Raw genomic sequence first — 19,390 nt, 5'->3', positions numbered from 1 at the left:
CCTTAGGCAAATCCGGGGGGATTAGATGAGGCGTGATAACGAGTCTGCTTGCAGACGAAGTGAGTGATACCCTGCTTCCAAGAAAAGCCACTAAGCTTCAGCTATTGACGACCGTACCGCAAACCGACACTGGTGCGCGAGATGAGTATTCTAAGGCGCTTGAGAGAACTCTGGAGAAGGAACTCGGCAAATTGACACCGTAACTTCGGAAGAAGGTGTGCCTTTAGTAGGTGATCCATTTACTTGGTGAGCCCAATGAGGCCGCAGAGAATCGGTGGCTGCAACTGTTTATTAAAAACACAGCACTCTGCAAAGACGAAAGTCGACGTATAGGGTGTGACTCCTGCCCGGTGCTGGAAGATTAAATGATGGGGTGCAAGCTCTTGACTGAAGTCCCAGTAAACGGCGGCCGTAACTATAACGGTCCTAAGGTAGCGAAATTCCTTGTCGGGTAAGTTCCGACCTGCACGAATGGAGTAATGATGGCCACACTGTCTCCTCCAGAGACTCAGCGAAGTTGAAATGTTTGTGATGATGCAATCTCCCCGCGGAAAGACGGAAAGACCCCATGAACCTTTACTGTAGCTTTACATTGGACTTTGAACAGATCTGTGTAGGATAGGTGGGAGGCTTTGAAGTCAGGTCGCTAGATCTGATGGAGCCAACGTTGAAATACCACCCTGGTGTGTTTGAGGTTCTAACCTTGTCCCGTTATCCGGGATGGGGACAGTGTATGGTGGGCAGTTTGACTGGGGCGGTCTCCTCCCAAAGTGTAACGGAGGAGTTCGAAGGTACGCTAGATACGGTCGGAAATCGTGTCGATAGTGCATTGGCATAAGCGTGCTTGACTGCGAGACTGACAAGTCGAGCAGGTACGAAAGTAGGACAAAGTGATCCGGTGGTTCTGTATGGAAGGGCCATCGCTCAACGGATAAAAGGTACTCTGGGGATAACAGGCTGATACCGCCCAAGAGTTCATATCGACGGCGGTGTTTGGCACCTCGATGTCGGCTCATCTCATCCTGGGGCTGTAGCCGGTCCCAAGGGTATGGCTGTTCGCCATTTAAAGAGGTACGTGAGCTGGGTTTAAAACGTCGTGAGACAGTTTGGTCCCTATCTTCCGTGGGCGCTGCAAGATTGAGAGAGCCTGCTCCTAGTACGAGAGGACCGGAGTGGACGCACCTCTGGTGTATCGGTTGTCACGCCAGTGGCATTGCCGAGTAGCTAAGTGCGGAAGAGATAACCGCTGAAAGCATCTAAGCGGGAAACTCGTCTCAAGATGAGTCTTGCCGGGGCCTAGAGCCCCCTGAAGGGTCGTTCGAGACCAGGACGTTGATAGGCTGGGTGTGGAAGCGCAGTAATGCGTTAAGCTAACCAGTACTAATTGCCCGTGAGGCTTGACCCTATAACTTTGAGAGTCTGTGCGCAGCACGTCTCAAGGTGAGTGTTCAAGTTATGTCGTTCTTCGAAGCTACGAAGACGCAATCAAATTAAGCTGATTCCGCTGCCAAGCGATAAAACTTGCAGCGTGCAGATTGGATAAAACCAAGTTCTGCTGACTCTACGAATTGGGTTTATTGACCATGTCAATGAACCAACCAGTCAAGCCTGACGACCATAGCGACTTGGTCCCACTCCTTCCCATCCCGAACAGGACAGTGAAACGAGCCAGCGCCGATGATAGTGCGGATTCCCGTGTGAAAGTAGGTCATCGTCAGGCTATTTTGGTCCCACTCCTTCCCATCCCGAACAGGACAGTGAAACGAGCCAGCGCCGATGATAGTGCGGATTCCCGTGTGAAAGTAGGTCATCGTCAGGCTATTATTTAAGCCTACCCCCACCATTGAAAGATGGTGGGGGTTTCGCTTTGAGGGCCGCGAATAATGCACTCTATGTTTCGGCGTCCAATCTAGAACAGGTTTTGTTGGTGACTTGCCGCTAAGGGCCGCAAGTCCCACCTCCCCAGAACTTCATAGTGATAGGGCGATCCACCTCCGACAACGAGCAAGACCTCATCAAGAATCCATTCGATGGCTTCCTTGATTTTTTGGAGGTTTCAGATGCTTGGGCGCTGTATAGCTGAGAGTGACGTGCGGGGTGTGTCCCGCGCGATCATCAATTCCCTCGGCCGCTAGCGCCCTATGGATTGCAGCGAGCAACCCGGGGAAACCGTGGGGGCTGCCTTTGGCTCTGAACGACCAATGCTCTCCATTGGCCACGATGCGATTCAGCGTCATTGACCCTGCACCCGATTCAGTACCGCTCGGAAGTAGAACTTTCCGGCTCCTTGACCCTGCACCCGATTCAGTACCGCTCGGAAGTAGAACTTTCCGGCTCCTCTGACTTCGCCGCAGCCGCCTGCAGGCGGCTGCGGCGGGCGAATTCGGTCGGCGTGGCCCACTCCAGCGCTGAGTGGGGACGGTTCTCGTTGTAGTCCCGTCGCCAAGCCTCGATCTTGGCCCGTGCATCGTCCAGTGACAAGAACCAATGCTCGTTCAGGCACTCCTGGCGCAGCCGCCCGTTAAAGCTTTCGACGGTGGCGTTGTCAGTCGGCCGGCCGGGTCGGCTGAAGTCCAACTCGACGCCGCGCTCGTAGGCCCACTTGTCCATCGCCTTGGAGATGAACTCGCTGCCGTTGTCGGTCTTGATGGTCTGCGGCAGGCCGCGGTGCGCGGCGATGCCGGTCAGGGCGCGGACGACGTCTTCTCCCTTCAAGCTCTGGCCGACGTCGATGGCCAGGCACTCCCGGGTGTACAGGTCCACGACGGTGAGCATGCGCAGTTTGCGTCCATCGAAGAGGTTGTCGGCGACGAAGTCCATGCTCCAGATTTCGTTGATGGCATGGGCCAGTTGCTTGGGCTGGCGAAGCTTGGCGGCCTTGTTCCGTTTGGGCCTTTTGAGCCGCAGCGACAGCCCTTCGTCCCGGTAGAGGCGGTACACGCGCTTGACGTTGTCGGGGTGGCCTTCGCGGCGCAGCAGCACGTGCACCCGGCGATAGCCGTAGTGCACGCGTGTGCTGGTGATCTCCTTGATGCGCATGCGCAGCGCGGACTCGTCCTTCTTGACCGGCTTGTAGAAGAAGCTGCCCTGCGAGACGTTGGTCACGTGCATGGCGTTGCGCTGGCTGCAGCCGAACAGTCGCATCAACTCCGGCACCAGCTCGCGGCGTCGCGAAGGCCCTAGACTTTTTTTTGGACGATGTGCTGCAGCATGGCCTTGTCCAGGCTCAGGTCCGCAACGATCTGCTTGAGCTTGCGGTTCTCCTCCTCGAGCTGGCGCATGCGGCGCAACTCGGACGGGCCCACTCCGGCGTACTTCTGGCGCCACTTGTAGAACGTGGCGCTACTGATGCCCATCTTGCGGCAGACCTCCTCGACGCTGATGCCCAGCTCAGCTTGCTTCAGCGCGTAGGCCATCTGCTCTTCAGTGAACTTGCTCTTCCTCATGGCATGAACTCCTGGCCCATTCAAGGACCTCTTCATGCCGGTCGATTCTGTTACCGAACGGTACGGGATCCTGGGACAGGGTCATCATGGCAACCGCCTGCGCTGAAACCCTGCCACCCGCACGCAGCATCCGCTCGCGCAGATCTGGCGTGTCTTCCTCCCAATGGCGGTCCGAAAGGGACTGATGCCAATTCGTCGGCACGAAAAGCGCCAGGCCAAGTTGCGTCGCCAGTCCGTAGCGATCGACGATCACTCGCATGGCATTCAACAACGGCTGCTGCGGCATGGACATGAAAAGGTAGCGCGGCTTGACCATTGCGTAATTTCGGTCAGAGTGACGGCGATCTGGATGGTCGGGCGGTTGACCTGCCCGGGTTCTCCGAGACATTGATTCCCAGAGAAGATGGCTCCATCCCCCGAGAAGCCCATGAGAAAGAGTCGATTCACGGAAGAGCAGATGGTGGCGATCCTGCGCGAGGCAGACCGCACCACGGTGGCCGAGGCGGCCAAGAAGCACAAGGTCAGCGAGCCGACGATCTACGCCTGGCGCAAGCACTTCGGCCAGTTGGAGGTCGCGGACGTCAAACGCCTGAAGGCCTTGGAGGTGGAGAACAGCCGGCTCAAGAAACTGCTGGCCGAGCGTGATCTGGACATCGAAGTCCTGAAGGAGATCAACGCAAAAAAATTGTGAGCCCGCTGGCTCGGCGCGCCCAGGTCGCCCTCGCTCGCGAGCGTGGCCTGAGCCTGCGTCGGGCTTGCGGGCTGATCGGCATGTCACGCGCCACGCCCAGCTACGAGCCCCGCCTGCCGGCCAAGGATGCCCCGGTGATTGAGGCGATGAAGGAACTCTCGGCCCAGTACCCGCGCTACGGCTACCGCCGTATCCGCATCTTCCTGCGACGGCGTGGCTTCGAGCTGAGCTGGTCGCGCACGCATCGGCCGTGGCGCCAAGCCGGGCTGCTGGTGCCCAGGAAACGCTCGCGCAAGCCCACTGCCTCCACGGGGCCGCGCGTGCAAACGCCGTTCAAGGCCAACATGGTCTGGGCCTACGACTTCGTCTTCGACACGACCGCCACGGGCCAGCAGCTCAAGTGCCTGACCGTCATCGACGAATACACCCGCGAGTGCCTGGCCATCGACGTAGCCGGGTCCATCCGCTCCAAGCGTGTGATCGAGGTGCTGTCGCGCCTGGTGAGCACGCACGGGGCGCCGCTGTTCATGCGCTCGGACAACGGGCCGGAGTTCGTCAGCCAGGCCATCTTGGAGTGGATCGCCAGCGCCGGCATCGCCACCGTGCTCAACGACCCTGGCAAGCCCTGGCAGAACGGCACCGACGAGAGCTTCAACGGCAAGTTCCGCGACGAGTGCCTGTCAGTCGAATGGTTCCGCTCGCGCCGCGAGGCCAAGGTCGTCATCGAGTCCTGGCGTCAGCACTACAACGAGGTCAGGCCGCACAGCAGCCTGCAATACTTGACCCCGACGGAGTTCAAGCACCAACTCCGTCAAGACCCGCAACCAGCCGTCTTCTAGGAATTACTGTCTCGGAAATCCCGGGCAGGTCAAAACCATTCGAGTCCCGATGGCAACTGCCGCCACCAAGCCTTGGCCTCTCCGGGACACCCAGGCAATGAAAAGCCCGCCGAAGCGGGTTCCAGAAGAAGGTCCGACGTCGGTATCAGACGTTGAACAAGAAATGCAGCACGTCGCCATCCTTGACGACGTATTCCTTGCCCTCAGCGCGCATCTTTCCCGCGTCCTTGGCGCCCTGCTCACCGCGGTGTTTGATGAAATCGTCATAGGCAATCGTCTGCGCCCGGATGTAACCGCGTTCGAAGTCGGTGTGAATGACCGCGGCGGCTTGCGGGCCGGTGTCTCCGATGTGGATGGTCCACGCGCGCACTTCCTTCACACCGGCGGTGAAGTAGGTCTGCAGGCCCAGCAGCTTGAAGGCGGCACGAATCAGGCGGTTGAGACCGGGTTCATCCTGGCCCATCTCGGCCAAGAACAGGGCGCGATCCTCGTCTTCCATTTCGGACAGCTCCGACTCGGTCTTGGCGCAGATCGCCACCACCGGGCCGTTCTGGGCCGCTGCATATTCCTTCAGGCGGTCAAGGAACGGGTTGTTCTCGAAACCGTCTTCCGAGACGTTGCCAACAAACATGGCCGGCTTGGCCGTGATCAGGCATAAGGGCTTCAGAATGACCAGTTCTTCCTTGCTGAAGTTGATGGTGCGGACGGGCTGAGCCTGGTCCAGTGCGGCTTGGCACTTCTCCAGCACCTTGACCAACGCGATGGCTTCCTTGTCACCGGCGCGAGCGACTTTGTTATAGCGGTGCAGGCTCTTCTCGACGGTGCCGAGGTCAGCGAGGCAGAGCTCAGTCTGGATCACTTCGATGTCCGAGATCGGGTCGACCTTGCCATTCACGTGGATGACGTTGGGGTCTTCGAAGCAGCGCACGACATTGACGATGGCGTCAGTCTCGCGGATGTGGGACAGGAACTGGTTGCCCAGGCCCTCGCCTTTGCTCGCGCCAGCGACGAGGCCGGCGATGTCGACGAACTCGACGACGGCGGGCATGACGCGCTCGGGCTTGACGATTTCGGCCAGGGCCGCGAGGCGGGGGTCGGGCAGTTCGACGATGCCGACATTGGGCTCGATCGTGCAGAAAGGATAATTCTCAGCCGCGATGCCGGCTTTGGTCAGGGCGTTGAAGAGCGTGGACTTGCCGACATTGGGCAGGCCCACGATGCCGCATTTGAGGCTCATGGCGGGGGCTTTCCGTAGGGGAGGGCGGGCGACGGCAGGCCGACGCCGAATCGGGGATTTTAGTCGGCCGGCGCTGTCGACTCCTTCGGGCCGGCCCAGCTGGCGATGCGGGCATCACCGCTGCCTACAATTGCCCGATGCAAAGCGTGGATGTGTTGGTCAGAGGACGGGGGGCGGTCGGTGGCAGCCTCGCGCTCAGCCTGGCTGCTCAGGGGCTGACCGTGGGCATGACCGGCGCGCCGGGAACGCCTCGCGCCGACGACGTGCGGACCTATGCGCTCAACGCCGCCTCGGTCGCCCTGCTGACGGAGCTGAAGGTCTGGGACAGCTTGCCCCCTGACGCGATCAGTCCCGTCTACGACATGGTCGTCGGCGGTGATGCCGTCGCCAACCAGCCTGCCGGCCGACTGAGCTTCTCGGCATGGCAGCAAGGCCTGCGTGAGTTGGCCGTCATCGTCGACGCCGCCGCGCTGGATGCGCAGCTCGCGACGGCCCTGCGCTTCTCTCCTCATGTTCACAACGTCGCGGATAACACCTCGGCAGCGCTGATCGCCCTTTGCGAAGGTCGCGAATCGACCGCGCGCGCCGCGCTGGGCGTCGACTTCAAGCTCAAGCCCTATGGCCATCGCGCGCTGGCCGCAAGACTGAAAGCCGATCGGCCCCATCAGGGTGTCGCTCGCCAGTGGTTTCAGCCGGGTGGCGAGGTGCTGGCCCTGCTGCCTTTCGAGAAGCCGGCGCCTGGTGCGTCTTATGGCCTGGTCTGGTCCTGCGCTGAGGCGCGGGCCGAACAACTGCAAGCCTTGCCGGCCGCCGAATTCGAACGCGAACTCAATGCTGCCACCGGTGGTGCCGCGGGCGAGTTGGGCCTCGGTAGCGAGCGATCGAGCTGGCCGCTGGCTCTGGCCCGCGCGGATGCCGTCAGCGGCCCGGGTTGGGTGCTGCTGGGGGATGCAGCTCACATCGTTCACCCGCTGGCAGGCCAGGGATTGAACCTCGGTCTGGGCGACGTCGCCGCGCTTGCCCACGTGCTGGCTGCGCGCGAGTCCTGGCGCCCCCTCGGCGACGAACGCCTGCTGCGCCGCTATGCCCGCGAGCGCCTCGCGCCGACGCTGGCGATGAGCGAGCTGACCGACGTGCTGCAGCGTCTCTTCGCCAACTCTTCCCCCGCCGTCCAGAGCCTGCGCAACCGCGGCTTGGATGCGCTCAACCAACTCACCCCCGTCAAGCGCTGGCTGACCCAGCGCGCCCTCGGGCTCTGAACCCCAACCGGCTCTCCCATCGTGTCCTCTACGTTCCTTCGACTCCTGGCCGGCCTGCTTGTTGCCATCAGCCTTCCCGCGCTGGCCAACGACGCCGTCATCCGCAAGGCCCTTGCCGAGCGCATGCCCAACGCGCCCAAGGTCGACGAGATCCGCCCGGCCCCCATGCCCGGGCTGTGGGAGGTCCGCATCGGCAATGAGGTGCGCTATACCGACGCGACCGGCAGCTTCCTCATCGAAGGTGAGCTCTACGACCTGAAGGCCAAGAAGAACCTGACCGAGGAGCGCATCACCCAGCTCAACCGGATCGATTTCGCGAGCCTGCCATTCAAGGATGCGCTGGTGTGGAAGAACGGCAGCGGCAAGCGCCGGATCGCCGTCTTCGCCGACCCCAACTGCGGCTACTGCAAGCGCTTCGAGAAGGGCCTGCAGGAGCTCAAGGACGTGACGGTCTATACCTTCCTCATCCCCATCCTTGGCGGCGACTCTCCCGAGAAGACGCGTGCGATCTGGTGCGCCAAGGACAACGCCAATGCCTGGCTCGGCTGGATGCTCAAGGGCGAGCAGCCGGCCAAGGCACCGGCCTCCTGCGACGACGCCGCCATCGAGCGCAACCTCGCGCTGTCGCGCAAGATCCATGTGAACGGTACGCCCGCCATCCTGCTGGAGGACGGCAATCGCATCCCTGGTGCCGTCGGTCCGGTGGAGTTGGAGAAGCGCCTGCAAGCCCTGGCCGCGCCGGCCAGCAAATCCTGAATCCGATGAGCGTGGATCGCCGCGAGCTCGCGCATCGGTTGGGCTACGCCGGCCTCGTTCCCTTCATGCTCGGATGCGCCCTGATCTGGCTGATCGGCGACCGTGACCTCGATCAGCACACGTTTGTGAGCGTCGGGATGTCAGCGTATGCCGGGTTGGTCATTGCCTTTCTCGGCGGCATCCACTGGGGCCTGTCCTTTGCACGTGGCCTGCCTGGGCGTCAGCCCCTGGTCTGGGGCATCAGCGCCGTGCTGCTGGGCTGGCTGGGTGTGGTAATGCCGGCCTATGCGGGCCTGGCTCTGCATGGCGGTGTGCTGATCGCCTGTTATCTCGTCGACCGCCGCGTGTACCCGCAGCTCGGCGCGGCGGACTGGCTGACCTTGCGCTTTCGGCTCACCGCCGTCGCAGCGCTGAGCTGCTTTCTCGCCGCCGCGGGTAGCTGATGCGGGGACCAAGCTACAAGATTGAGCTGGCCGACATTGCGGCCCATCGCTATCGCGTCACGCTGACCCTTACCAGCCCAGCGGCTGAGCAGTTCTTCAGCCTGCCGGTGTGGATCCCTGGCAGCTACCTCGTGCGCGAGTTCGCCAAGCATCTGAGCGGGATGACGGCCCGTCAGGGCGGCAACGAACTGGTCGTCGAGCAACTCGACAAGGCCAGTTGGCGCGTGCGCTGCAGCGGCCAGTCGCGAGCCAAGGCATTGACCCTGAGCTATGACGTCTACGCCTTCGACGCCTCGGTGCGAACCGCCTGGCTGGACAGCCGGCGCGCTTTTTTCAACGCCAGCAGCCTGTGCTTGCGCGCCCATGGCCGTGAGAGCGAGGCGCATCGCGTGACATTGGGGCAACTGCCCGAGGGCTGGCGTGTCGCAACCGGGATGAGCGCTGCCGAGGGAAGCTGGGAGGCCGCCGACTACGACGAACTGCTAGACCACCCTTTCGAGATCGGCCCGCACTGGCAGGGCGAGTTCATCGCCGCCGGCGTGCCGCATCGCATCGTCGTGGCCGGCGCCTGGCCGAGCTTTGACGGCGAGCGCCTGCTGGCCGATGTGCGGCGCATCTGCGAGGCCCACATCGCGTTCTGGGGTGGTGCACCTTTCGAGCATTACAGCTTCCTGCTCTCGGCCGTGGATGACGGCCATGGCGGCCTGGAGCACCGTGCCAGCACGGCGCTGATCTGTGCACGGCGTGAACTGCCGACAGCCGCTGAAAGCGCTGCACCCAGCGACAACTATGTGCGTCTGCTCGGCCTGTTCAGCCACGAGTACTTCCATGCTTGGAACGTCAAGCGGCTGCGCCCTGCGGAGTTCGCGACCTTCGACTACCAGCGCGAGAACTACACCGAGCTGCTGTGGTTCTTCGAGGGGTTCACCAGCTACTACGACGAACTGATGCTGTGCCGCGCCGGCCTGGTCGATGCGCCGCGGTATCTGAAACTGCTCGCTGCCAGCGTCAACAGCGTGCTGGCCTCGCCGGGCCGGCGCGTGCAGCCGCTGGCCCAAGCCAGCTTCGAGGCCTGGACCAAGTACTACCGGCCCGACGAGAACAGCGTCAACGCCGCGAGCAACTACTACGGCCAGGGCGCCCTTGTCGCGCTCTGCCTGGACCTGAGCCTGCGGGATCAAAAATCCAGCCTGGATGCGCTGATGACGCGACTGTGGACGGCCAGCGCCGGCGGCCCGGTCAGTGAGGCCGACATCCTCGACGCTGTGCGTGCGCTGTCCATCGACGCGGTTGCGGCGCAATTGCACGGCTGGGTGCATGGCCGCGACGAGCTGCCACTGCGCGCGCTGCTGGAGAGACATGGCATTGTCTGGCGCGACGAGGGCCGGACCAACGTCGCCCAGCGTCTGGGCCTGCGCGTGCGCGAGGCGGCGTTGACGGGCATTGGCGTGACTCATGTACTCACCGGCGGCGCCGCCGAGGCGGGCGGCGTCAATGCACGCGACGAGATCCTCGGCTGTAACGGCTGGCGCCTGCGTCGCCTCGATGAGGTGGCGGGCCTGCTGGGCAGCGGCGAGACGCAGCTGCGCCTGCTCGTCAGCCGCGACCAGCGCTTGATCGAGCTCAATGTCGAGCTCCCCGCGCCGCAGTCCTCTGCTGTTGCCTTGACGCTGGCCGACGGGTCGCACGCTGCGCGCCGCCACTGGCTCGGCGCCTGAGGCAGCATGAAGACACCGCGGCCGCCGGGCCTGCTGGTGCTGGCCGTGTTGGCACTGCATCTGCTGCTCGGCCACGAGGTGCAGCGCATCCACGAGGGCTGGATCAGCGAAGGCCCGCCGCCAATGCCGGCGCGCATGCAGATCGCCCTGGTGCGCGAGATGCAGTTGCATGAGCCGCCTGCTTTGCGCGTGCGGCCGCCTTCGCCACCTCAGCCGCGCGCCAAGGCGCCGTCGGCGAACGTCCAACTGCCAGGTCCGGCGGCCTCCGCACCTGAGCCCGTCGCCGCATCGGAACCGCCGTTCCCCGAGCCCGTCGCGTCCGTAGCGTCAGCGCCTGAACAACCCGCCTCCGTTGCCCAGGCCGCGTCGGCGCCGTCGGTGGACGGTGAGCCCGGTCCTGAATGGCCGCTGTCAACGCGGCTCAGCTATGTGCTGACCGGCAACTACCGGGGACCGGTCAGCGGCCAGGCCCAGGTCGAATGGCTGCGCAGGGGGCGTGACTACCAGGTCCATCTCGACGTCGGCGTCGGCCCCAGCTTCGCGCCGCTGATCACACGACGCATGAGCAGCCAGGGCCAGTTGACGCCGGAGGGCATCGCGCCGCAACGCTACGACGAGGAGACCAAGGTCATTCTCAGTGACAGCCGGCGCGCCAGCGTGTTCTTCCTGGGCAATGAGGTCCAACTCGCCACCGGTTCGCGCGAGCCGGCCTCGCGGGGCGCGCAGGATTCGGCCAGCCAGTTCGTCCAGTTGACCTGGCTCTTTTTGACCGGCCGCGAGCTGCTCCAGGCTGGGCGTACCGTGCAGTTCCCGCTGGTGCTGGCTCGCCGTCAATACATCTGGCAATACGAAGTGGTGGGCGAAGAGACGCTGGATACGCCGATGGGCCCGCTGGCCAGCTGGCATCTCAGGCCCACCCGTGCGCCCGCCGGTGGCGATCTGGCCGCTGAAGTCTGGCTGGCGCCTGGCCTGCAATACCTGCCCGTGCGCCTGGTCATCCGACAGGACGCCGACACCTATATCGATCTCATGCTCAAGAGCGCGCCGCTGCAAGCCGCGCCAGAATCAATCAACGACACGCCCAGGAAACTCAGCCAATGACCTACGAATGCATCCTCACCGCCGTCCATGGCGACGGCCCGCGCAAGACCGGACTGATCACGCTGAACCGCCCCAAGGCGCTGAACGCGCTGAACGACCAGCTGATGGACGAAATGGGCGCCGCCCTGCTCGCCTTTGACGCCGATGACGGCATCGGCTGCATCGTGCTGACCGGATCGGAGCGCGCCTTCGCGGCCGGCGCCGACATTCCGACCATGCTGCCCCACACCTTCGCCACGGCTTTCAAGAGCGGTTTGATCTCCAAGAACTGGGAGACCATCCTGCAGGTGCGCAAACCCGTCATCGCTGCGGTAGGCGGCTTTGCGCTCGGCGGCGGCTGTGAGCTGGCGATGATGTGCGACTTCATCATCGCGGCCGACACAGCCAAGTTCGGCCAACCCGAGATCAAGCTTGGCATCGTCCCCGGCGCGGGCGGCACCCAGCGCCTGCCGCGCGCGGTGGGCAAGAGCAAGGCCATGGACATGCTGTTGACCGCCCGCATGATGGGCGCCGCAGAAGCCGAGAGCGCAGGCCTGGTGTCGCGCGTCGTGCCGGCTGACAAGCTGCTCGAAGAAGCCCTGGCCGCCGCTGAAACCATCAATGGCTTCAGCGGCCCCTCAGTGATGCTGATCAAGGAACTCGTCAACCTCGCCTATCAGGCGCCGCTCACCGACGGCGTGGCCGTGGAGCGCCGCTACTTTCATGCGCTGTTCGGCAGCCATGATCAGCACGAGGGCATGGAAGCCTTCCTGGCCAAGCGAGCGCCGAACTTCGAGCACCGTTGATGAGTGGTGGCGAAACGATAACGAACTAGGGATGACTGTTTGCGTTGAATGAATAGTCAGTTCCCGCCAGCCTAGTATTTCTACTGAGATCGGCTCCCTACAGTTCGGCCCATGGACACCGCGGTCGCGATGTCCGAGTGACCTAGAAAGCAGGAAGTTCCTGCCAGACACTGAAGGAGCCCGTCATGAGCAAGCTGTCCACCCTCATCGCCGCCACCCTGCTGATCGCCGCAGGCGCCGCCTCCGCCCAAACCACCCCGTTGACCCGCGAGCAAGTCGTTGCCGATCTGGTTGCGGCCCGCAACAGCGGTGAACTGGCCGCCATCCAGGGCGAAAAGGGCATCGAAGTGACGACCCCGGGCGCGGCCAAGGCTGCCGCGGTTGCCACTGTCAAGCTTCCCCGCCAGGCCGTGCTGACCGTCAAGCCGAGCGAAGTGCGCGCCGACGAGAAGATCGCCGCCGCCCAGGCAGCCGACCATGGTGAAAACGCCGCCCGCGAACTGGGTGATTTCCCGGCTCCTGTCGTGCGCCGTGCCTCCGCTCTGGCCAGCCGTTGAGCGAGCGCTGAAACAAAGCGGTTTCAAACCGACGAAAGGCGACCCGAGAGGGCAATGCCAGTCAGTTAGGGCATCAAGGCACTGACTGGAGATAAAAAGGGAACGTGTTGAAAACGTTCCCTTTTTGCTTTGCGCCTGCTTCAAAGTCCGCTTGACCAGACCCTGCAACAAGCGCCGCAGGACGCCTTCGCGCAGCTGTCGCAGCGCATCGACAGCGAATGCATCGCGGGCAAGGCGCTCGCCTCGGCCGCTTAGTTTCCGCCTTCCCGGCGCAGCGCCGGGAACAGGATCACGTCGCGGATCGACGGCGAATCGGTGATCAGCATCATCAGTCGGTCGATGCCGATGCCGCAGCCGCCGGTCGGAGGCATGCCGTATTCCAGCGCACGGATGAAGTCGGCGTCGAAGAACATCGCTTCTTCGTCGCCGGCATCCTTGTTGGCCACCTGGGCGTGGAAGCGCGCGGCCTGGTCCTCGGCGTCGTTCAGCTCGGAGAAGCCGTTGGCGTACTCGCGGCCGGTGATGAAGAGCTCGAAGCGCTCGGTGATCTTGGGATTGGCATCCGACGCACGGGCCAGCGGCGAGACCTCGACGGGGTAGTCGATGATGAAGGTGGGCTCCCAGAGCTTCTCTTCGACGATGGCCTCGAACAAGCCGAACTGCAGCTCGGCCAGGCCCCAACGCGCGGGCGCTTCTTCGCCAGCGGCCTTGACCTTGGCGCGCAGCACGTCGGTGTCATCGGCCTCGGCTTCGGTGAGGCCGGCGAACTGGATCAGCGAGTCGCGCACCGACACGCGCGCAAACGGCTTGTCCAGCGCCACCGGCTTGCCGGCATAGGTCAGCGCGGCGCTGCCGGTTGCGGCAATCGCCGCGTGGCGCAGCACGGCTTCCGTGAAGTCCATCTGGTCATGATGCGTCCAGTAGGCCGCATAGAACTCCATCATCGTGAACTCGGGGTTGTGCCGGACCGAGATGCCTTCATTACGGAAGTTGCGGTTGATCTCGAACACGCGCTCGAAGCCGCCCACGACCAGGCGCTTCAGATAGAGCTCAGGCGCGATGCGCAGGAACATCTCCTGGTCCAGCGCGTTGTGGTGGGTCTTGAAGGGCTTGGCGTTGGCGCCGCCCGGGATCGGATGCAGCATGGGCGTCTCGACCTCCAGGAAGCCGTGGTCCACCATGAAGCTGCGGATGGCCGACACCGCCTTGGAGCGCGCCGTGAAGCGCTTGCGGGCGTCTTCGTCCGTGATCAGGTCGACATAGCGCTGGCGGTACTTCTGCTCCTGGTCAGTCATGCCGTGGAACTTGTCCGGCAGCGGGCGCAGGCTCTTGGTCAGCAAGCGCAGCGTCGTCACTGCGACGGACAGCTCGCCGGTCTTGGTCCTCATCAACGTGCCTTCGCCACCGATGATGTCGCCCAGGTCCCAGTGCTTGAAGGCGTCGTAGACCTCGGGGCCAACGTTGTCGATGGTCACGCGCAGCTGGATGCGGCCAGTGGCGTCCTGCAGCGTGCAAAAGCTCGCCTTGCCCATCATGCGCTTGAGCATCATTCGGCCGGCCACGCTGACCTTGACGGCTTGCGGTTCCAGCTCCTCGTTGGGCACCTCGCCGTACTGGGCCTGCAGGGGCTGGGCGCGGTGCTGGGGCTTGAAGTCGTTGGGGAAAGGCACCGCTGTGGTGGCCCGCAGTGCGGCCAGTTTGCTGCGGCGCTCGGCGATCAATTGGTTGTCGTCGGCCTGAGCGGTCGAAACAGGAGTCGGAGTCGTTGTGGTCATTGCGGGCCTTCAGTCGAACCAGCGATTCTAGAATCTCGCGCCTTGATGACCTCCCACAGCCTGACGCGCGCCACTCTCACCTTGCTTGCCGGCAGCGCGCTGGCCCAGGCCGTGCCGCTTTTGCTGGGCCCCTGGATCGCCCGGCTGTACACGCCAGCCGAGTACGGCCAGTTCTCTCTGGTGTGGACGGTAGCCACCAATCTGGCCGTTGTCGGTTGTGCGCGCTACGAGTTCGCGTTGGCGCTCGAGACGGGCGAGGAGGGCGCCGCGGCGCTGCTGGCGTTGTGCCTGCGCATGCTGCTGGCGATGACAGCCATGGCCATCGTCGTCGGCGGGGCCTGGATGATCTGGGCGGATCTTCCCGTTGCCGCCGCGTTGCCGCCGGCCGTGCTGGCGGCCGCGGCCAGCCAGGCGCTGGCGCAATGGGCGGCTCGAGCCGGTCGGTTTGGCGTGCTGGCCTGGGGCCGCGTCGTGCAGTGGGGCGGCGGCGCCATTGCACAGGTCGGCTTCGGCCTGTTGCAGGCGGGGCCCTGGGGGCTGATCGGCGGCGCCACATTGGCCACGGCTGCTGCCGCTGCCCTGCAGGCGCAGCCGGCCCCCCTGCGCGGTTGGCGTGGCCTGCTGGCACCCCAGCCGTTGCGCGCCATGGCCGAGAAGCATCGCGATTTCCCGCTGCTGAACACGCCGCACGCCTTTGCCGGCGCGCTGCAGGACACCCTGGCCATCGCGCTGCTGACCGCCTGGCTGGGTTCGCCCGAGGCTGGCGCCTGGGCGCTGGCACTGCGCTATCTGAAGGCGCCGGCCAGCCTCGTCGGCGGCTCGCTGTCGCAGGCCCTCTACCCCCGCCTCACGCAGACCGACAGCCGCAGCGAAGCCCGCGCCCTGGTGCGCAAGAAGCTGCTGCTGCTGACGGCCATCGCGCTGCCGCTGATGCTCGCGCTGCTGGCCTTCGGGCCCTGGCTGTTCGCCACCGTCTTCGGCCCCGAATGGCGCGGCGCCGGCGAACTGGCCCGCTCGCTGGCACCCTATGTCGCGCTGCACTTCATCGCGTCGCCGCTGTCCGTAGTCACCATGGCCTGGGGTGCACAGGCCTGGGCACTGAAGCTGGCGCTGATCGGCCAGGTGATGTTCGTCGGCGGGCTGGCGGCTGGCATCCATCTCGGCGGCCTGGCGGGTGCGGGCTGGGGTGTGTCCGCAGCGATGCTGCTCTACTTCGGCTACTTCTTCTGGGCACTTTGGACCTGGGAATGATTCGACCCTGGCTCAACCGCTTTCGTCGTCGCCTCCTGCGGCTGCTCGGCTTTCGCATGCTGTTCGGCGAGGCCGGCGCGCCGCATTCGCGCATCGCGCCCAGCACCTGCATCGAGGGCGAAGCAGGCCTGCAACTGGCCGACCATGTCTTCATCGGCCAGTTCAACTTCATCGACGCGAGCGCGGGCCTGGTCATCGAAGAGGGCGTGCAGATCACGAACTTCTGTTCCATCGTGACCCACAGCACCCACAACGCCCTGCGCGTGAACGGCCGTCGCAGCGCGGTGCTGGGCGGCGAGCTGCCGGGCTACCGCAAGGGGGCGATCCGCCTGGGCGCCTACAGCTTTGTTGGCCCGCACAGCCTCATCGAACCCGGTAGCACGCTCGGCAAGGGTGCCATCCTGTGCGCTTATTCGCAGCTGCGCGGCGCCGCACCCGACTTCGCCATCATGGCCGGCCAGCCAGCTCGCCAGGTGGGCGACACGCGCGAGCGCGATGCGGCCTTGCTGGCACGCCATCCCGAGCTCCGGGAGGCCTACGCAGCCTGGGCCGGGCCATGCTGAGCGGCGGTCTCAAGCTCGTCCTCATCGGCGACGGCGAAAGCCCGCACCTGCTGAAGTGGGCCCGTGCGCTCAACCCACGCGTGCAATTGCATGCCATCTCGTCGCGCGGCTTCCTGCCCGAGTTCCATCATCTGCTTCCCGACGCACGCCGGCTGGCGCTGAACACGGCTCCCGACCATGGCGGCGGCAATGTCGCCCTGATCAAGATGCTGCCCAAGGTCGGTGCCTGGCTGGCCGATACAGACGCCGATTGGCTGCACGCGCACTACCTGACCTCCCACGGTTCACTGGCCTGGGCGGCCCGCATGGGTTGGCGGCTGCGCGCGCAGATCGCCGGCTCGGCCTGGGGCAGCGACATCCTCGTGACGCCGCAGCGCGGCGGCGCCTGGCGCTGGATGACGAAGAAGGTGCTGCGCAATTGCACCCTGACCACGTCGGACTCGGTCTACATGGCCGAGCGCATGCGCGAGCTGGGTGCGGGGGAGGTCATGACCTTCCCATTCGGCCTTGAAGCCATGCCCAAGCAGAACGCGAAGAAGCAGCCTTGGCTGTGCTTCGCGAACCGCGGCCTGGAGCCGATCTACCGGCCGCAACTCGTCATTGACGCGTTCCTGCGCATCGCGTGTCAGAACCCTGAAGCGCGCTTGGTCATTGCGAACGATGGCTCGTTACGTCAGTCGCTTGAAGATGAAACGGCTGCTCGTGGCTTGCATGAGCAGATCACCTTCGTCGGCCGGCTGGATGTCGCCGCCCAGGCCTCGTACTACGCCCGTTCGACCTGGTTCCTGAGCCTGCCCGAGAGCGATTCCGTGTCGGTTTCGGTGCTGGAAGCGATGGCGCATGGCTGTGTGCCGCTGCTGTCCGAACTGCCTGCCAATCGTGAGTTGATTGGCGACTCGGCGCGTGGCCTCATCGTCGGCTCGCTGGACGACCTGCCGGCGCGCATGGCAACGCTGGACACGACCAAGCTCGCCATCGCCAATCGCAACTGGGTCGCCGCCAACGGCCTCTTCGAGCCCCACGTGCAGCGCTTCCTGACCCGGCTCAAGGAGCTCACGCCGGCATGAGGATCCTTCTGGTCAACCATTACGCCGGTTCGCCTGCCCACGGCATGGAGTTCCGGCCCTACTACCTGGCCCGTGAATGGGTGAGGGCGGGTCACGAGGTCACCATCGTCGCGGCCAGCTACTCCCATGTGCGCGCCGTACAGCCCGAGGTGCCCGGCCAACCGGTCGAGGAGATCATCGACGGCATCCGCTACCGCTGGCTGCCGGTGCCCAGCTACCAGGGCAACGGCGTGGGCCGCTTGCGCAACATCCTGTCCTTCCTGCGCCAGCTGCGCGCCGACGCCTGGCGGCTGACGCGCGAGTTCCGGCCTGATGCCGTGATCGCGTCGAGCACTTATCCCATGGATGTCTGGGTCGCCAGGAAGCTGGCACGACTGGCCAAGGCCAAGCTGGTCTACGAGGTGCACGATCTCTGGCCGCTGTCGCTGATCGAGCTGTCCGGCATGTCGCCGCGTCACCCTTTCGCGCTGATGTGCGGCAAGGCGGAAGTGGATGCGTATCGAGATGCCAATGTCGTCGTCTCCATGCTGCCCTGCGTGCACGAGCACATGGCTTCAAAGGGCCTGGATCTGAACAAGCTGCGCATCGTGCCCAATGGCTTTGCGCCAGAGGAATGGCAGGGTGAATCGGCGCCACTCGGTGCGACGCTGTCGGCGCATCTCGACGCGGAGCGCGCGGCCGGTCGCGTCATCGTCGGCTATGCCGGCTCCATGGGCCTGCCCAATGCGCTCGACGTGCTGCTCGATGCAGCCGCCAAGCTGCGCGATCGGCCGATCAGCTTCGTGCTGGTGGGCAGCGGGCACGAGGCAACACGCCTGGCCGGGCGCGTCGACGCCGAGGGGCTGAAGCAAGTACGCTTTTTCGCTCCCATTCCCAAAGCCCAGATCCCGACGCTGCTGAGCCACTTCGACATCGCCTACATCGGCTGGCAGCGCACGCCCATCTACCGCTTCGGCATCGCGCCCAACAAACTCATCGACTACCTGATGGCCGGTCGTGCCGTGCTGCATTCGGTCGAGGCGGGCAACGACCCGGTCGCCGAGGCCGGCGCCGGATTGACGGTCGCGCCTGAAGACGCCGACGCCGTGGCCCAGGGGCTGCTGAAGCTGGCGGCGCTGACGCCCGAGCAGCGCGCCGAGGTGGGCGAGCGTGGCCGCGCCTTCGCCATGGCCCATCACGCCTATCCGGTTCTCGCCGCCCGCTTCATCGAGGCCTTGTCGTGAGCGAGCTCGACCAGATCGCGCAGCGCTACGCCCGCCGCAAGGCCCGCGCAGAGGGCACCGACCGCTACTGCCTGTTGCGGCCCGAGGTCTGGCGGACGTGGCAGGAGCGCCAGCGCGTGCTGCTGACCTTGCTTGCCCGACGTCCCGGGCGTCCGGCTGACTGGCAGGCGACCGAAGTGGGCTGCGGTGCCGGCGGCAATCTGCTGGACCTGCTGCGCCTGGGGCTGCTGCCCGCGCACCTGACCGGCATCGAACTGCTGCCCGAGCGCCTGGACGCCGCGCGCGCCGCCCTGCCCGAAAGCGTGCGCCTGCTCCCAGGCGATGCTTCAGAAGCCGACGTCGCACCGGCCAGCCAGGACCTGGTGCTGCAATCCACGGTCTTCTCGTCCATCCTCGACGACGCCTTGCAGCAGCACGTGGCCGACGCGATGTGGCGCTGGCTCAAACCGGGTGGCGCCGTCGTCTGGTACGACTTCACCGTCAACAATCCGCGCAACCCCGACGTCCGCGGCGTGCCGCTGGCGCGCGTGCGACAGCTCTTCCCGCAAGGCGCTTTCACGGCCCGGCGCGTGACGCTGGCGCCACCGCTGGCCCGGGCGCTGCCTGCGGCCTATGGCCTGCTCAACCTCGTCCCCTGGCTGCGTACCCACCGGCTGGTGCTGATCGCCAAAACCTGATC

The 19,390-nt window shown here is 64.6% G+C and carries 17 protein-coding genes and 2 rRNA genes (1 of these 19 running past the window's edge); 15 read left to right on the top strand and 4 right to left on the bottom strand.

Going from position 1 to position 19,390, the window contains the following annotated elements; all coding sequences use genetic code 11:
* Together ASC91_RS26315 and rrf are read left to right on the top strand one after the other, a co-directional pair.
* A 23S ribosomal RNA gene (locus ASC91_RS26315) occupies positions 1–1,405 on the top strand (it extends 1,474 nt beyond the left edge of the window).
* Positions 1,406–1,607: 202 nt separating this feature from the next.
* Positions 1,608–1,720, top strand: a 5S ribosomal RNA gene (gene rrf / locus ASC91_RS26310).
* A 584-nt stretch (positions 1,721–2,304) separates the two neighbouring features.
* Here the strand turns inward: rrf and ASC91_RS26305 are convergent.
* Positions 2,305–3,446, bottom strand: a protein-coding gene (locus ASC91_RS26305) for an IS3 family transposase (protein ID WP_157282143.1) whose coding sequence is annotated in 2 segments (ribosomal slippage) — positions 2,305–3,194 and positions 3,194–3,446 — 1,143 coding nt in all. Because the reading frame shifts where the segments join, the coding sequence is not laid out codon by codon here.
* A complete protein-coding gene (locus ASC91_RS26295; protein WP_056204442.1) occupies positions 3,424–3,762 on the bottom strand; it encodes a hypothetical protein in 339 nt (112 codons plus the stop codon). Before ASC91_RS26295 ends, ASC91_RS26305 begins: the two co-directional genes overlap by 23 nt.
* Before the next feature lie 111 nt (positions 3,763–3,873).
* Between ASC91_RS26295 and ASC91_RS26285 the strand changes: the two genes are divergently transcribed.
* Positions 3,874–4,976 (top strand): IS3 family transposase gene (locus ASC91_RS26285; RefSeq protein ID WP_157282140.1). Its coding sequence is split into 2 segments (ribosomal slippage): positions 3,874–4,132 and positions 4,132–4,976, totalling 1,104 coding nucleotides; the frame shifts between segments, so codons are not numbered across the junction.
* 145 nt (positions 4,977–5,121) lie between these two features.
* On the opposite strand, the gene ychF is transcribed toward ASC91_RS26285, so the two are convergent.
* Positions 5,122–6,213: a redox-regulated ATPase YchF gene (gene ychF, locus ASC91_RS26280; protein ID WP_056204434.1), complete on the bottom strand. Its 1,092-nt coding sequence runs from the start codon at positions 6,211–6,213 to the stop codon at positions 5,122–5,124.
* Between the two features lie 137 nt (positions 6,214–6,350).
* Here ychF and ASC91_RS26275 point away from each other — a divergent pair, with 137 nt between their 5' ends.
* The 7 genes from ASC91_RS26275 to ASC91_RS26245 all read left to right on the top strand — a co-directional run bounded on the left by ASC91_RS26275 (position 6,351) and on the right by ASC91_RS26245 (position 12,832).
* Complete coding sequence (locus ASC91_RS26275; protein ID WP_056204431.1) at positions 6,351–7,472, top strand: FAD-dependent monooxygenase; 1,122 nt, start codon at positions 6,351–6,353, stop codon at positions 7,470–7,472.
* A gap of 21 nt (positions 7,473–7,493) precedes the next feature.
* Positions 7,494–8,228: a DsbC family protein gene (locus ASC91_RS26270; RefSeq protein WP_056204429.1), complete on the top strand. Its 735-nt coding sequence runs from the start codon at positions 7,494–7,496 to the stop codon at positions 8,226–8,228.
* A gap of 5 nt (positions 8,229–8,233) precedes the next feature.
* Positions 8,234–8,671, top strand: a complete 438-nt coding sequence (locus tag ASC91_RS26265; protein WP_056204427.1) for a DUF3429 domain-containing protein — start codon at positions 8,234–8,236, stop codon at positions 8,669–8,671.
* On the top strand, positions 8,671–10,389 hold the full coding sequence (locus ASC91_RS26260; protein ID WP_056204424.1) for a M61 family metallopeptidase: 1,719 nt from the start codon (positions 8,671–8,673) through the stop codon (positions 10,387–10,389). Before ASC91_RS26265 ends, ASC91_RS26260 begins: the two co-directional genes overlap by 1 nt.
* A 6-nt stretch (positions 10,390–10,395) precedes the next feature.
* Complete coding sequence (locus tag ASC91_RS26255; RefSeq protein WP_056204421.1) at positions 10,396–11,490, top strand: DUF3108 domain-containing protein; 1,095 nt, start codon at positions 10,396–10,398, stop codon at positions 11,488–11,490.
* Positions 11,487–12,275: an enoyl-CoA hydratase gene (locus tag ASC91_RS26250; protein ID WP_056204419.1), complete on the top strand. Its 789-nt coding sequence runs from the start codon at positions 11,487–11,489 to the stop codon at positions 12,273–12,275. Before ASC91_RS26255 ends, ASC91_RS26250 begins: the two co-directional genes overlap by 4 nt.
* 185 nt (positions 12,276–12,460) lie before the next feature.
* Complete coding sequence (locus ASC91_RS26245; RefSeq protein WP_056204416.1) at positions 12,461–12,832, top strand: DUF4148 domain-containing protein; 372 nt, start codon at positions 12,461–12,463, stop codon at positions 12,830–12,832.
* Positions 12,833–13,083: 251 nt separating this feature from the next.
* On the opposite strand, the gene lysS is transcribed toward ASC91_RS26245, so the two are convergent.
* Positions 13,084–14,607, bottom strand: a complete 1,524-nt coding sequence (gene lysS, locus ASC91_RS26240; RefSeq protein WP_056204414.1) for a lysine--tRNA ligase — start codon at positions 14,605–14,607, stop codon at positions 13,084–13,086.
* A 45-nt stretch (positions 14,608–14,652) separates the two neighbouring features.
* Between lysS and ASC91_RS26235 the strand changes: the two genes are divergently transcribed.
* The 5 genes from ASC91_RS26235 to ASC91_RS26215 are packed head-to-tail and all read left to right on the top strand — an operon-like array spanning position 14,653 to position 19,388.
* The gene (locus ASC91_RS26235; RefSeq protein ID WP_056204411.1) at positions 14,653–15,858 is read left to right on the top strand and encodes a lipopolysaccharide biosynthesis protein; all 1,206 of its coding nucleotides are present in this window, start codon (positions 14,653–14,655) and stop codon (positions 15,856–15,858) included.
* Positions 15,858–16,421 carry an acetyltransferase gene (locus ASC91_RS26230; RefSeq protein WP_056204551.1) on the top strand — a complete coding sequence of 188 codons (564 nt, stop codon included), beginning with the start codon at positions 15,858–15,860 and terminating at the stop codon, positions 16,419–16,421. The genes ASC91_RS26235 and ASC91_RS26230 overlap by 1 nt, the downstream gene beginning before the upstream one ends.
* Complete coding sequence (locus tag ASC91_RS26225) at positions 16,415–17,488, top strand: glycosyltransferase (RefSeq protein ID WP_235532108.1); 1,074 nt, start codon at positions 16,415–16,417, stop codon at positions 17,486–17,488. The genes ASC91_RS26230 and ASC91_RS26225 overlap by 7 nt, the downstream gene beginning before the upstream one ends.
* The gene (locus tag ASC91_RS26220) at positions 17,485–18,711 is read left to right on the top strand and encodes a glycosyltransferase family 4 protein (RefSeq protein WP_056204409.1); all 1,227 of its coding nucleotides are present in this window, start codon (positions 17,485–17,487) and stop codon (positions 18,709–18,711) included. The genes ASC91_RS26225 and ASC91_RS26220 overlap by 4 nt, the downstream gene beginning before the upstream one ends.
* Positions 18,708–19,388 carry a class I SAM-dependent methyltransferase gene (locus tag ASC91_RS26215; protein ID WP_056204406.1) on the top strand — a complete coding sequence of 227 codons (681 nt, stop codon included), beginning with the start codon at positions 18,708–18,710 and terminating at the stop codon, positions 19,386–19,388. Before ASC91_RS26220 ends, ASC91_RS26215 begins: the two co-directional genes overlap by 4 nt.
* The last annotated feature ends 2 nt before the right edge of the window (positions 19,389–19,390 follow it).

This window comes from Pelomonas sp. Root1237, from assembly GCF_001425055.1.
GTDB lineage: Bacteria > Pseudomonadota > Gammaproteobacteria > Burkholderiales > Burkholderiaceae_C > Pelomonas.
Note: the sequence above shows the minus strand (reverse complement) of the source record. Positions and strands in the feature narration are given on the sequence as shown.